Annotated in this window: 13 protein-coding genes; 5 read left to right on the top strand and 8 right to left on the bottom strand. The window is 69.4% G+C overall.

Annotated elements, in window-relative coordinates; translation table 11 throughout:
- Positions 1–148 precede the first annotated feature (148 nt).
- Positions 149–481 carry a PilZ domain-containing protein gene (locus D7W81_RS13150; protein WP_120555704.1) on the bottom strand — a complete coding sequence of 111 codons (333 nt, stop codon included), beginning with the start codon at positions 479–481 and terminating at the stop codon, positions 149–151.
- Between the two features lie 124 nt (positions 482–605).
- On the opposite strand from D7W81_RS13150, the gene D7W81_RS41970 reads away from it, so the two are divergent.
- Positions 606–1,007 carry a hypothetical protein gene (locus D7W81_RS41970; RefSeq protein ID WP_147445464.1) on the top strand — a complete coding sequence of 134 codons (402 nt, stop codon included), beginning with the start codon at positions 606–608 and terminating at the stop codon, positions 1,005–1,007.
- Here the strand turns inward: D7W81_RS41970 and D7W81_RS13155 are convergent.
- Positions 937–1,638: a hypothetical protein gene (locus D7W81_RS13155; RefSeq protein ID WP_120555705.1), complete on the bottom strand. Its 702-nt coding sequence runs from the start codon at positions 1,636–1,638 to the stop codon at positions 937–939. The genes D7W81_RS41970 and D7W81_RS13155 overlap by 71 nt on opposite strands.
- Positions 1,639–1,680: 42 nt before the next feature.
- On the opposite strand from D7W81_RS13155, the gene D7W81_RS13160 reads away from it, so the two are divergent.
- Positions 1,681–2,424, top strand: a complete 744-nt coding sequence (locus D7W81_RS13160; RefSeq protein WP_120555706.1) for an FKBP-type peptidyl-prolyl cis-trans isomerase — start codon at positions 1,681–1,683, stop codon at positions 2,422–2,424.
- A gap of 45 nt (positions 2,425–2,469) precedes the next feature.
- Here the strand turns inward: D7W81_RS13160 and D7W81_RS13165 are convergent, their stop codons facing one another.
- The 6 genes from D7W81_RS13165 to uvsE all read right to left on the bottom strand — a co-directional run bounded on the left by D7W81_RS13165 (position 2,470) and on the right by uvsE (position 8,764).
- Positions 2,470–2,706: a hypothetical protein gene (locus D7W81_RS13165; protein WP_120555707.1), complete on the bottom strand. Its 237-nt coding sequence runs from the start codon at positions 2,704–2,706 to the stop codon at positions 2,470–2,472.
- A complete protein-coding gene (locus tag D7W81_RS13170) occupies positions 2,703–3,356 on the bottom strand; it encodes a hypothetical protein (protein WP_120555717.1) in 654 nt (217 codons plus the stop codon). The genes D7W81_RS13165 and D7W81_RS13170 overlap by 4 nt, the downstream gene beginning before the upstream one ends.
- A gap of 41 nt (positions 3,357–3,397) precedes the next feature.
- The gene (locus tag D7W81_RS13175; protein WP_120555708.1) at positions 3,398–5,494 is read right to left on the bottom strand and encodes a hypothetical protein; all 2,097 of its coding nucleotides are present in this window, start codon (positions 5,492–5,494) and stop codon (positions 3,398–3,400) included.
- A gap of 76 nt (positions 5,495–5,570) precedes the next feature.
- A complete protein-coding gene (locus tag D7W81_RS13180; RefSeq protein ID WP_120555709.1) occupies positions 5,571–5,774 on the bottom strand; it encodes a cold-shock protein in 204 nt (67 codons plus the stop codon).
- Between the two features lie 134 nt (positions 5,775–5,908).
- Positions 5,909–7,783 (bottom strand): M2 family metallopeptidase, encoded by a 1,875-nt coding sequence (locus D7W81_RS13185; RefSeq protein ID WP_120555710.1) that lies wholly within the window; start codon positions 7,781–7,783, stop codon positions 5,909–5,911.
- A gap of 45 nt (positions 7,784–7,828) precedes the next feature.
- Positions 7,829–8,764: a UV DNA damage repair endonuclease UvsE gene (gene uvsE / locus D7W81_RS13190; protein ID WP_244227187.1), complete on the bottom strand. Its 936-nt coding sequence runs from the start codon at positions 8,762–8,764 to the stop codon at positions 7,829–7,831.
- A 118-nt stretch (positions 8,765–8,882) separates the two neighbouring features.
- Between uvsE and D7W81_RS13195 the strand changes: the two genes are divergently transcribed.
- From D7W81_RS13195 to D7W81_RS13205, 3 genes are all read left to right on the top strand, one after another.
- Entirely contained in the window at positions 8,883–9,983 is a 1,101-nt protein-coding gene (locus tag D7W81_RS13195; protein ID WP_120555712.1) for a DHH family phosphoesterase, read from the top strand.
- A 41-nt stretch (positions 9,984–10,024) separates the two neighbouring features.
- On the top strand, positions 10,025–10,567 hold the full coding sequence (locus D7W81_RS13200) for a thioredoxin-like domain-containing protein (protein WP_120555718.1): 543 nt from the start codon (positions 10,025–10,027) through the stop codon (positions 10,565–10,567).
- A 101-nt stretch (positions 10,568–10,668) separates the two neighbouring features.
- Positions 10,669–12,567: a hypothetical protein gene (locus D7W81_RS13205; RefSeq protein WP_120555713.1), complete on the top strand. Its 1,899-nt coding sequence runs from the start codon at positions 10,669–10,671 to the stop codon at positions 12,565–12,567.
- Positions 12,568–12,655 lie beyond the last annotated feature (88 nt).

Raw genomic sequence — 12,655 nt, forward strand, 5'->3', positions numbered from 1 at the left:
CTGAGGTCATTCAAGGGGGCCACTTCGCGCGAAGTCAAGGCGACCCGGGGGATGGTCGGATCCGCCAGAAGTCATCAGCGCGTGTACCGCGAACCGCCGGTGGCACCGCGCAATCGCGGTGGCACACCCGGAGGGTAATGCTTTCGCGTCAGTTGCCGTCCGCGTGACGGTCGACGTAGGCGTCGATCATCTTGCGGTGCCGCTCGGTGAGCAGCGTGAAGCGCACGCCGGACTGCTCCTTGCGGCCCAGTTCCTTCCACTCGCGTACGACTTCACCCTCGGCGTAGATGATCTCCTCGGAGCCGGGGAGCTGGAACTGGAGGCCCACGCGGCGCGCGTCGTGCTGGGGCTCGATGAGGCGGGAGAGGCTGACGCCTTCCTGGCTGATGTCCGCGGCGCGGGTCATGTACGGCACGCCGCCCATGTACTTGTTGAGGTAGATGTCCAGGGGCGCCCGATTGGCCTTCCGCTTCTCGCTCATTGGCTCATGACCTCCAGCTGGTGCAACAGGCTGCTGCGGGGGTGCAGCGACCTGAAGGCACAGTACGTTCAGACGTCATGCGCGCAAGAAAACGGCGCCCATCAAGCGCGCTAGGCTGGTCTGCATGCGCCGTGTTTTTCCGCTCGCTGGATTCTTCGCGTTGGCCTGTGCCTGCGGACTGCCCGCGCACGTGCGGCCCACTCCAGCGGGCACGCTCGCGCTGGAGGCAGGCGTGGGGGGCCCGGCAGTCCAGTTGGAGGGCACGCCCGTTCCCCTGCCCCTCTCCACGTTGGGCGCGAGCTACGGGCTGAGCGACCGGTGGGACGTGAGCGCGCATGCGCACCTCACGCCACTGCTGCTGGGCGTGGCGGGGATGGATGCGGGGGCAACGTGGCTTGCGCTGGCGCAGGATGGCGGGCGGCCCGCGGTGGCACTCACGGGGCGGGGCTACGTCTTCAGCGATCTGGACACGGGCGCGCTCTTCCACGGCGAAGCGACGGCCGCGCGTACAGCAGCGCCGCGTTGAAGCACTCCGGCCCCGTGGCCACGTACGCGGGCTCATTCCCATCCGCGTCCACGTCGCGGAACAGGCCCACCGAATCCGAGTCGCGGCGCGCCTCCACGTACGGCACGTTCGCGGACGTCATCACCCATACGCCGTAGCGCTTCGCGATGCCGCCGAACGTGTGCTCCATGGCTCGCCACGCCGGGTCCCCCAGCGCGAGCGTCAGCGACCGGGCCGCGGAGATGCCCGGGAAACGCCGCCGGTATTCATCCGCCGCGCGAAACCACCCCGAGTACATCGCGTTGAACGCCAGCTCCGTGCTGCCCGCGCCCCGCGCCAGCATCGCGCGGCGGCCCGTGAACCAGGCGATGAGCCCCGCGTCCTCCGGGAACAGCAGCAGGTTGGGCCGCGTCGCGGACAGACACGGCGCGATGCGCACCACGTCCTCCCGGAAGGACGCGTCGAAGTGCTCCAGCGAGGCCGCGTCGTCCAGCGTGAAGGCGTGCCCCACCACGAAGACGCGCACGGTGCCCGTGTCCGTGAAGGACAGGCCGCACACCGTGTCGTCCTCCGGCACGGCCGGCCCTCCACAGGCCAGGGTGGCGAGGCTTCCCAACAGCACCGCGAACACGAAGGATGACCGGCAGCGCATGAGCGGCCCTATAGTCCCCCCATTCTCGTGAAAGGCGGAAGCATGCGTATGCAGTGGAAGGCGGCCCTGGTCCTGATGCTCGGCGCTCCGGGCCTCGCCCTGGCCCAGGCCCCGACGAAGAGCTCCAAGCCGGCCGCCGCGCCCGAGGCCGCCACGAAGGCCGCCCCCGCCCAGGCGCCCCTGGAGCTCAAGACGGATGATCAGAAGGCCATCTATTCGCTCGGCATCACGCTGGGCCAGAGCGTGACGTCGCTCGCGCTCACCCCGGAGGAGGTGCAGTTGCTCCAGCGCGGTCTCCAGGACTCGCTCAGCGGCACCGCGCCCGCCGTGGATCCGAAGGAGTTCACCCCGAAGATCCAGGCGCTCGCCAAGGCACGGCAGGCCCAGGTCAACACCGCCACGCTGGAGCGCGCCGCCAAGGAGCCCGGGGCCACCCGGCTGCCGTCTGGCGTCATCTACCGCGAGCTCAAGGCCGGCACCGGCAAGACGCCCCGCGCCATCGACACCGTGAAGGTGCACTACCTGGGCACGCTGGTGGACGGCACGGAGTTCGACAGCTCCTACAAGCGCGGCATCGCGGTGGAGTTCCCGCTCAACGGCGTCATCCCCTGCTGGACCCAGGGCGTGCAGAAGATGAAGGTCGGCGGCAAGGCGAAGCTCACCTGCCCCGCGAGCACCGCCTACGGAGAGCGTCCGCCCACGGGCTCGCGCATCCCGCCCAACGCCGTGCTCAACTTCGACGTGGAGCTGGTGGAGATCCCCGGCAACACCGCCGCCACCCCGTAGCCCGCTTCCACGGGGGCCCGCATGCGACGGGCCCCCGCGAAGGCGTCACGACTTCACGGACCGGCCCCCGAACGGGGGATTGGCCATGATGGCCTGGGCCATCCGGTCCGAGAAGGCCTGCCCCTCCCGCTGGAAGGACTCCGTCTCCTCCGCGTTCAGGCGCACGCGCACCTCGAACTGGACGATGCCGCCCACCACGACCTCGATGGACAGCGCCCCGTCCCTCCCGCGCAGCACGCGGTAGAGGAGCGGGCTCTGGAGGAGCACCTCCTCGTCGCTCACGGGATTTCCGCCACCTGCGTGTCAGCGACCGGCGCGTTGATGACCATCACCTCCGGCACGCCGCCGGACGTGTAGCCGCCGAACTTGAAGCAGTCCTTCTCCTCCGGCGTGGTGCACTTCCACACGCCCGGGTCCGCGTCCACCGGCAGGCGCGTGCAGACCTTCTGCGCCGCCAGGTCCAGCGTCATCATCCGCAGCGGGCCTTCGAAGTTCTTCGCCGGCAGCCCCAGCGCCTGCCCCAGCACCGCGGGGTCGTGCTTGCCGTCCGCCGTCTTCGCCTTCTCCACCGCGCCCTGGATGGTCCCCGACGGCGCCGCGAACAGGTAGCAGCCCACGTCGTTGCAGCGGCCGAAGTTCTTCGCGCCCGTCTGCACCACGAACTTCTGGTACGCGCTGTCCGTCATCAGCCACGACACCTTGCGGTCCGGGAAGTTCTTGTCGACGTGCTGATCAATCCCGTAGGGGCTGGCCAGCGCGTCCGCCTCCTTGGAGACGGCCTTCTGCGTGTCGTCGCAGTTGTCCACCAGCGACGCGGTCGCGGGAGGGGGCGTCGGCTCCGTCGTGTCCGGGGTCTTCGTGCCCTTCATTGACGCACAGCCCACCACGGTCGACAGGGAGCCCAGCACCAGCGCACGAGAGATGAAATTCATGGTCATTCCTCCTAATCAGGGAAGTTGGAAATGGCCGGATATCACAGCGCTGCTTCGGTGGCCCGCAACAAAGCTTCCGCGCTGACGGGGGCACCGGTGGCGTGGCGCATCCATTCGTCCGGGGTGACGGAGCCGAAGGTGGCCATGCGCTCGAACTCCGCGCCCAGCGGGCCGTGCTGCTTCAGGTGCTCTTCAATCTGGAACGCGATGAGGTGCCCGAGCGGGTAGTCCGGCAGATACAGCGGGTAGCTGATCATGTGGCTGTAGATGCCCAGCACCGGGCTGTCCTTCCGCCCCAGCACCGGCGCGTAGTAGCGGTTCCACACGTCGCGCGACAGGCCGGCCACCGCGTCGCGCAGCTGCGCGGGCGTGGCGTCCGGGTGTTCGTACATCCAGTGCCACGTGGCCATGTCCACCAGCGCCACGCCGGCGATCTCCCACGCCTGCCAGAAGTCGTTGAGCACGCGCTCGCGCTCGCTGGCCGCGTCCGGCTGGCCCAGGCCCAGGAGCTCCAGGTCGCGCGCCTGGAAGACGAAGGCCAGGGCCTCCGTGAAGGCGTTGTTGGGGACGCCGGACAGGAGCGTGTGGTCCACCTGGTACAGGCTGAAGACCTGCTCCACGTTGTGTCCCAGCTCGTGCACCGCGATGTTGTAGCCCTTGTAGTCCATGCCCCCCTTCTCCACGCGCGTGCGCAGGCGGGGGAAGTCACCCCGGCGCAGCGCCTGCTGGGCATGGCCCGCGCCGCGGGACGCGTCCACGCGGATGTACGACGCGAGCACGTCCGCCTTCTCCCGCGTGAAGCCCAGCCCCTGGAGGATGCGTGGGATGTCGCGCGCGAAGGCGTCCGCCGTGGGGTAACGCTTGCGCGTCAGCGCGTCCAGCTGCGCCTCCGGCACCTTCGAGCCCGGACGGAAGCCGGGGTACCACAGGTCCTGCGGCTCCAGCGGGCGGCCCAGCCGCGTTTCAATCAGCTTCGCCACGCGCGGCACCAGCGGGGATTCGAGCAGCTGCGTGAGCAGCGTGCGCACGCGCTCCTCCGGCAGGCCCCGGTCCAGCTCGAAGGCGCGCGCGATGCGCGTGGGCGCCACCGGCGAATACGGATCCACCTTCCGCGACGCCTGGAACGTGGCGAGCAGCCGCGCGTAGCGCGTGTCCGGCTCCGGCGCGGCGTCCGCCTTCGCGGGGCGCTGGGGTGCGTTCGCCTCCACCGACTCTGGCGGGGCCACGGTGACCTTGTTGGTGAAGGGGTCCCAGTCCACGCGCGGGTTGTCGATGACGGCGGCGGGGATGGTCTGCGTGACGATGCGCTCCATCACCTGGACGATGGTCCGCTGCTTCGCCAGGCCCTGCGGGTCCGTGTAGTCCGCCTTCAGCTCGTCGCGCAGGTTCCAGTGGCTGATGAGCCGCAAGCCCTGGGGAAAGAGCCGCTGGCCCTTCGCGTCCACCAGGTGGTGCATCCAGACGTTGTACTCGGCGACGTAGAGGTTCGCGTCCGCGATGGCCTGCGACACCTTCTGCTCGATGGCCGCGGGCACGCGCCGGTTGAAGCGCGACCCCAGCCTCGCCTCCGCCCACTGCCGCCGCGTCCAGGACGGGCCTTCCTTCACGCGCTCGGCCAGCGTGGTGAGCGGGAAGTTGAGCAGCACGACGAAGCCCGGCTTCGCCTGGAACAGATCCGACGTGACGTTGGAGGACGGGTCATACGCCGCGAGCAGCGGCTCCACCGGCAACAGCGGCCCCAGGTCCAGGTCCGTGAACCACTGGAGTTCCCGCCCCAGCTCGTTCATGTGGCCGTCGAACTGTTCGAACAGGCCCTCCAGGCGCGTGAACGTCGCGTCCAGCTTGGGGCCCGTGGGCAGGAACTGCTCGCGCGCGAAGGCCGCCAGGTCCCCGTCCTCCGGCCGCCACAGCGCGGCCACCTGATCCACGCCCCGTTCGATGCGCGCGCGCTGCGCCTCGCCGTGCTGCTTCACCAGCTCCTGCTTGAGCGCGGTCAGCGCTTCCTTTGACACGGGTACGGACGGCGCGGATGCGGACGCGGTGTCGGGCGGCGTGGGGGCCGTGGAGGGAGAGGTGGTGGCGCAGCCGAGGGCGGCGACCAGGGGGAGGAAGCGCAGGCGGAAGGTGGGGGCGGACATGCGGGCTCCGGAAAATACAGAAGGCCCGACCCGGAGAGAGTCGGACCTTCATGTGTGCATCAGGAAGCGGTCAGGCTCAGCCGGCGCGAACGTTCTGCGCCTGCAGGCCCTTGGGGCCCTTGGTGACTTCGAACTCCACCTTCTGGCCCTCGGCCAGGGTGCGGAAGCCGTCCATGTTGATGGCGGTGTGGTGGCAGAACACGTCCTCGCCGCCACCGTCCTGCGTGATGAAGCCGAAGCCCTTCGCGTCGTTGAACCACTTCACGGTACCAGTCGCCATTTGCTGTTCTTCTTTCATCGCGGACAGGAAGAGTCGCCGTCCGGTCCTACAGAGCTAAACCCTACAAGACGGGAGCAAGCCTAAGCGCCCGTCCCAGGGGAAGTCCACTCCCAGGAAACATCACACGGCAAAGGTCACCAGCCGCACTTCTGGCCCTTGTTCTGCTCCTGGAGCCAACGGCGCAGCGGGGCGAAGTACTCCAGCATCGGCGTGGCATCCATCTGGCGCGTGCCCGTCATGGCGGCCAGCGCGTCCGGCCACGGCTTGCTCGCGCCCAGCTCCAGCATGGCCTGCAGCCGCTGGCCCGCGGCCTTGTTGCCGTAGATGGAGCACTCGTTGAGCGCGCCCTTGTGGCCCGCCGCTTCACACAGCGCCTTGTGGAACTGGAACTGGAGGATCCGCGCGAGGAAGTAGCGCGTGTACGGCACGTTGGCGGGCACGTGGTACTTGGCGCCCGCGTCGAAGTCCTGCTCCGTGCGGGCCACCGGCGCGCCCACGCCCTGGTACTTCGTGCGCAGCGCCCACCAGCTCTTGTTGTAGTCCGCCGGCTTCACCTTCCCGCTGAACACGTCCCAGCGCCACTGGTCCACCAGCAGGCCGAAGGGCAGGAAGGCCACCTTCTCCAGCGCGTCCTTCAGCTGGAGGTTGATGACGTTCTTGTCGTTCTTCTCCACCGCGGAGAGCAGGCCCGCCTGCTGGAGGTAGGCCGGGGTGATGGAGAGCGTGAGCGCGTCGCCAATGGCCTCGTGGAAGCCGTCGTTGGCGCCCGCCTGAAAGAGGACGGGGAGCTTGTAGTAGTACGTGTAGTAGTAGTTGTGGCCCAGCTCGTGGTGGATGGTGACCAGGTCCTCCTCGGTGGGCTTGATGCACATCTTGATGCGCAGGTCGTTGTCGTACGTCACGTCCCAGGCGGACGCGTGGCAGACGACGTCGCGGTCCTTCGGCTTGTTGAACTGCGAGCGCTCCCAGAAGGTCTGCGGCAGCGGCTTGAGGCCCAGCGAGGTGAAGAACTTCTCACCCAGCTTCACCATCTTCTGCGAGTCGTAGCCCTGCTTCACCAGGGCGCTGCTCACGTCCAGGCTGGCCTGGCCGGGGAACGGCTCCACCAGCGGGTAGATGTTGTTCCACTCCTGCGCCCACATGTTGCCCAGCAGGTGCGCGGGGATGGGCTTGCCGGCAGGCACCTTCGCCTCGCCGTACTGCTTCGCGAGCCGGCCGCGCACGTAGCAGTGCAGCTCGTCGTACATGGGCTTGACCTGGCCCCAGAGCCGCTGCGCCTCCGTCTCGAACTCCGCGGGGGGCATGTCGTAGGACGACCGCCACAGCGTGCCCAGGTCGTTGAAGCCGATGTCCTTCGCGCCCGCGTTGGAGAGGTCCACCAGCTGCGTGTAGAGCGGGCGCATGGGGCGGCTGATGGCGTGCCAGCCGGTCCACGCGTCCAGCAGCTCATCCGCGTTGCGGCTCTCCGCCATCACGTCGGACAGCTCCTCCAGGTCGCGGCACTTCCCCTTGCCGTCCTTGCCGCAGTACTTGCCCTTGCCGTAGAGGCCCTCCAGCTTCGCGGCGGTGGAGGCCAGCTCCGAGCGCTGCTTGGGGTTCGCCGGGGCGGGCAGCGTCTGGGACACGCGCAAGAGGTGCAGCATGCGCGCGGTGTCCGCGTCCAGCTTCAGCCCGTCAAAGCGGCGCGAGTCCTTGATGGCGTTGTTGACGTAGGCCATCACCTCTTCGTTGACGGAGGCGGCGTTCCGCTCCGTGTCGTCGGTGATGTACGTGCTCTTGATCCACTCGGCGGTGGCCTGACGGGTCCAGAGCTGCTTGAGGTCCGCGTTGAGCTTCTCGGCGAACTGCTTCGCCTCCGCGGGCGTGGCCTTCGTGGCCGGAGCGGGCGCGGTCTTCGCGGCCGGAGCAGGCGTGGCCTTCGCGGCCGGAGTCTGCGCGCTGGCGGCGGGCGCCGCGAGCGACAGGGCGGCCAGGGCCGCTCGAATCAAGGAGTGGGGAGTGCGGGTCATGGGCGCGGACACTATGGGAAGTGCCCTGCCCTCGCACCCGCGAAGTCAAGGCGCCCGCGCGCCCTGTCCATGGGGTGAACGTCGCGCCCCCGCCTCCCGACGCAGTGCGAAAACCGCGCGGTCCTTCTCCTTCGCCTCCAGCATGAAGTCCGCGGGCCCGTCGAGCGCGGACACCATGGCCTCGAAGTCCGCTGGCACGATGAGGTCCGAGTGCGCGCCGGGCCGGCCGTCCACCTTCTGTGACGCCAGGTGGAATTTGGGCCGCAGGTCCAACGCACGCCAGGTGGCGGAGGCCTCGCGCACCAGCTCCTCCACGGACATCGGCGGGTCGGACGGGAGCACCGCGTTGTGCAGGTTGTCGCCCACCATGGGCACGCCGTGCTCTCGGGCCAGGGGCAGCACCTCGCGCGCGGTCCAGACCTTGTCGTCGTGCTCGATGGTGATCCGCTGACGGAGGTCCTCCGGCATCGTGTCCAGCATCCGGTGCGCGGCGTCCAGGGCCTCGGGGCGGCCAGGCGCGGCGCCGCCCACGTGGATGACCACGCGGCACTCGGGGCCCGCCTCCAGCAGGTCCAGCACGCGCGCGCTGTAGCGCAGCTCCGCGATGGCGGCGTCGCGCACGCGTTCATGGCGCGAGGACAGCGACGCGCCAGCCGGGGACGGATGCAGGGACAGCCGCTGCTGCGATTGGCGCGCGATACGGGCCAGCGAGGCGAACTCGCGTGCGAAGGTCTTCCACCACGGCAGCGTGTTCACCGGGTGCGAACCGAACGGGATGAGCGACGAACCGATGCGGAACACCTGGATGGCGTGCGCTTCGTTGAAGCGCAGCAGCTGCTCCATCTCCTCCAGGTTCTGCGCGATGAGCGCCTCCAGGCGCTGCGGCGTCGCGGTGGCGAGACGGCAGGTGTGGCCGGCGCTCACGCCCAACGTCAGGGATTGGGCCACGTAGCCCAGCCGATAGGTCGAAAAGCCTTCCATGCCTGGAAAGGTCTTCACGCTCGGGCCGCATGCCTTGCCACGGGGGGCCGTCCGGGGGGCAACCAACCACGACGGGCGCGCCCTGCCGTGCCGTTACAGCCAGTGACAGCTTTGCTTCATGCTTCTAGGACACACCAAGGATGCGCACTGGCCCGCGCCAGAGGCGGCGATGGACCAGGCGCGTGAGTTCCTGGAAGCCTGCCGGGACAAGCACGTGCTCGTGGTGCCGCACACGGACGTGGACGGGCTCACTTCCGGGGTACTGATGCTTCGGGCGCTTCAGTCCCTGGGCGCACGGCCGACGGCGCGCCTGCCGGGCAAGGGTGAGGACGTCCACCATCCAGGCTTCCTGGAGCGGCTGGCGGTCTCCTCCGTGGAGGCGCTGGTGGTCCTGGATCAGGGCAGCCGCGAGGAGCCGCTGCTTCCCGGAGTGCCCACGCTGCTGGTGGACCACCATGCCTCGGAGGTGTTCCCACCCGGCGCGCGGGTGCTCACCGCGTACGGCCATGAGCCCGTGGCGAACACGAGCCTGCTCACGTACGTGCTGACGTCGTCGTTCGTCGTGCCCGGTCCGCTGGAGTGGCTGGCGGTGATGGGGACGGTGGCGGATCTGGGCGCGGACGCGCCGATGCCGTTCCTCAAGGACGCGCTGCGGAGGGCGAAGCGTTCGTCCGTCACGGAGGCGGTGGCGTTGATCAACGCGGCCCGCCGCGCCAGCCGGTTCGCGGCGCCGCTGGCGATGCAGGTGCTCCTGCGCGCGGGGAGCGCGACGGACATCGCGGAGGGCCGAGTTCCCGGCGTGGACGCGCTGCGCGACTGCCGTCTGGAAGTGCAGCGCGAGGTGGCCCGCTGTGCGAAGACACCGCCGCGCTTCGCGGGCAACCTGGCGCTCCTGATGTTCAGCTCCGAGGCGCAGGTGCACCCGCTGGTGGCGATGCGCTGGGTGCAGCGCTTGCCGGACCACATCGTCATCGCCGCCAACACGGGCTACCTGCCCGGCCGCGTGAACTTCGTGCTGCGAAGCCGCGCGCCGGTGGACCTGCTCGCGCTGCTGCGGGGACTGGACCTGCCACCGATGGGCGGCTCGTATGCGCACGGCCATTCGCGGGCCACGGGCGGAAGCCTTCCCCCCGCGGACTTCCTGCGCCTGATGGAGGCCCTGGGCTTCCGGGGGCTGAGCGACCGGGACGTGGAACGGCGTGGCATCGCGCCGGGCTGAGACGATGAGGAGCGAAGGCCTGTTGCGATATGACGGGGTGGATGACTCGAGCCCTCTCCGCCCTCCTCTTGTCGCTGTGCCTCGCCTGCGGTTCGACAAACGATGATCCGCCCAACCCTGGTGGCGAAGCGTGCCAGCGGTATTCGTTCCCGCTGTCGGACACGTCGTCGTCCAGTCACGTGAGCTCGTGCAGCAGCACCGGGTGCGGCAACGGCGAGAACCCGCCCAACTCCGGCATGCACTGCCCCACCTGGCTGTCGTGCCGCAGCTTCGACACGGAGCAGCCGCGCTGTTCGTGGATCCACAACCTGGAGCACGGACATGCAGTGTTCCTCTACAACTGCCCGGAGGGTTGTCCCGACGAGGTGGCGAAGCTGGAAGACGCGATGGCGAAAGCGGCCGTGGGCAGCAACGGCGTGCGCCGCGCGCTCGTCGCTCCGGACTCGCAGCTGCCCAAGCGCTTCGCCGCGCTGCTGTGGCGACGCACGTACCTGATGGACGCCGTGGATCCGGACGCGATCACGTGTCTGCTCGCGCTGCAGGACGTGGACGCCAATGAACCGGGATTGACCTGTCCCCAGTGAAGCGTCCGAGCCCCCGGCGGCGTGTCCGGTGAGCAGACGGCCGGGGGGCGATGCGTGCCAGACAGGAAGGACTAGGGGCGCTGGAGCGTACTAGCGCCTCCATGACCAACACCATTCGACGCGCCTTCGCGGCGCTGCTGACGCTGACGTGTCTCGGGGCGCTGTCCGCCCAGGCCGCCACGGGTGTGCAAGGGCCCGTGCCCCCGGCCTTCCAGAACCGCTTGATGGTGGGCCTCTTCGAAGAGGCCGGCCAGAACTGGATGCGGGACAGCGACGTGCCCTGGGATGCGCGCTACCGCTACTTCACCAAGGGCTGGGCGGACAACTGGGGCTACGGCGCCCGTGACGGCAGCTGGGCGGCCAGCTTCTTCACGGAGACGAAGGCACAGGGCTACGTCCCCGTCGTCACCTACTACCAGCTCTTCGCGGAGCCGGGCGGCGGCGAGGGGGAGTCGCTGGCGAAGCTGAAGAACGCCAGCACCATGCGCTCCTACTTCGAGGACGTGAAGCTGCTCCTCCAGCGCGCGAAGACCTTCGGCAGCCCGGTCATCCTCCACGTGGAGCCGGACGCGGTCGGCCTCCTCCAGTTCCAGACGGCCTCCAACCCCAACGCCTACGCGGCCATCGCGGCCTCGGGGATGCCGGAGCTGGCGGGCCTGCCCAACACCGTCGCGGGGTGGAGCCTGGCGTTCCTCCAGCTGCGCAAGGCCGTGGGCGCGAACAACGTCGTGCTGGGCCTGCACATCTCCGCGTGGGCCAGCGGCAAGGACATCGCGTTCAACTCGCTGACGGATCCGCTCCAGCCGGAGGTGGACAAGGTCGTCAACTTCCTCAAGCCGCTGGGGCTTGGCACCAACGTCACTGGCTCCACCTACGACGTGATCGTGGGCGACCCGCTGGACCGCGACGCGGACTTCTACCGGCTCACGCAGGGCGCGGATCACACCTGGGACATGAGCGACTCGGCGTCCCTCACGTCGCGCTCGTTCAACCGCTACGCGGAATGGCTGCGCCTGTGGAACCAGACCTCCGGCAAGCGCTGGGTGCTGTGGCAGATCCCGCTGGGCAACTCCAACCACCTCAACATCAACAACGGCGGCGGGTCGCGCCAGGGCTACAAGGACAACCGCACCGAGTACTTCTTCGGCACGAACGGTGACGCGCACCGGCGCAAGTTCGCCAACGTGGGCGTCGTCGCCCTGATGTTCGGCGCGGGCGCGGGCGGCCAGAGCTCCTACCAGAACGACCAGGCCACTGACGGTCAGCCCTACCTGAAGAAGCGCGCGGGCGTGTTCCTCAACGCGGGCGGCCTCCTGCTGCCCGCGGCCGGCACCACGCTTCCGCCCCCGGGCGGTGGCGGTTCCACCGACGGTGGCACCGTGGACGCCGGCACCCCGCCGGTCGACGCGGGCACGGATGGCGGCACGCGTCCGGATGGTGGCGTGGATGGCGGCACGCGTCCCGATGCCGGCACCGACGGCGGTGTGGATGGCGGCACGCGTCCCGATGCCGGCACCGACGGCGGCACGGGTTCCTCCGACGCGGGCACCCCGGCCGACACCTCGAAGTACGGCTTCGAGTCCAACGCGCAGGGCTGGAGCGCGGGCGGCGTCGGGCTGTCGTCCGTGAGCAGCACCACGGCCAAGGCCTACGCAGGCGCCCGTTCGCTGGCCCTGCCCTTCAACGGCACGTCCGGCAAGGGCACGGTGGCCGTGGCCAACGCGGCGGTGCCGTCCGGCAAGACGGTGACGTTCCGGTTCTGGCTGCCCACCGGGAGCAAGCTCACCGGCGTCCAGCCGTATGCCGTGGAAGGCGCTGCCTCGAACTGGCGCTGGACGGGCAACTGGATCGCCGTGAGCAGCCTCAAGGCGGGCGCCTGGAACAGCATCACCGTGAAGCTGCCCTCGGGTTCCACCACCCCGCTGTACCAGCTGGGCGTGGAGTTCCAGACGACGGGCACCTGGAAGGGGACGGCGTACCTCGACGCCGTCAGCTGGTAGTCCAAGCAGTTCCCGGCCCCGCGGGCGCGTGCAACCGCCCGCGGGACCGGCGTAGGGTAGCGCCCCCCGTGAGCACCCTGCCCCCCGC

The organism is Corallococcus aberystwythensis, assembly GCF_003612165.1.
Classification (GTDB): domain Bacteria; phylum Myxococcota; class Myxococcia; order Myxococcales; family Myxococcaceae; genus Corallococcus; species Corallococcus aberystwythensis.

Excerpts from the sequence above, each read along its gene's own strand:
- D7W81_RS13205 (WP_120555713.1), top strand. The coding sequence starts at position 10,669 with ATGACCAACACCATTCGACGCGCCTTCGCGGCGCTGCTGACGCTGACG.
- D7W81_RS13175 (WP_120555708.1), bottom strand. The coding sequence starts at position 5,494 with ATGTCCGCCCCCACCTTCCGCCTGCGCTTCCTCCCCCTGGTCGCCGCC.
- D7W81_RS13185 (WP_120555710.1), bottom strand. The coding sequence starts at position 7,783 with ATGACCCGCACTCCCCACTCCTTGATTCGAGCGGCCCTGGCCGCCCTG.
- D7W81_RS13195 (WP_120555712.1), top strand. The coding sequence starts at position 8,883 with ATGCTTCTAGGACACACCAAGGATGCGCACTGGCCCGCGCCAGAGGCG.
- D7W81_RS13200 (WP_120555718.1), top strand. The coding sequence starts at position 10,025 with ATGACTCGAGCCCTCTCCGCCCTCCTCTTGTCGCTGTGCCTCGCCTGC.
- D7W81_RS13150 (WP_120555704.1), bottom strand. The coding sequence starts at position 481 with ATGAGCGAGAAGCGGAAGGCCAATCGGGCGCCCCTGGACATCTACCTC.
- D7W81_RS13160 (WP_120555706.1), top strand. The coding sequence starts at position 1,681 with ATGCGTATGCAGTGGAAGGCGGCCCTGGTCCTGATGCTCGGCGCTCCG.
- D7W81_RS13170 (WP_120555717.1), bottom strand. The coding sequence starts at position 3,356 with ATGAATTTCATCTCTCGTGCGCTGGTGCTGGGCTCCCTGTCGACCGTG.
- D7W81_RS41970 (WP_147445464.1), top strand. The coding sequence starts at position 606 with ATGCGCCGTGTTTTTCCGCTCGCTGGATTCTTCGCGTTGGCCTGTGCC.
- uvsE (WP_244227187.1), bottom strand. The coding sequence starts at position 8,764 with ATGGAAGGCTTTTCGACCTATCGGCTGGGCTACGTGGCCCAATCCCTG.
- D7W81_RS13180 (WP_120555709.1), bottom strand. The coding sequence starts at position 5,774 with ATGGCGACTGGTACCGTGAAGTGGTTCAACGACGCGAAGGGCTTCGGC.
- D7W81_RS13155 (WP_120555705.1), bottom strand. The coding sequence starts at position 1,638 with ATGCGCTGCCGGTCATCCTTCGTGTTCGCGGTGCTGTTGGGAAGCCTC.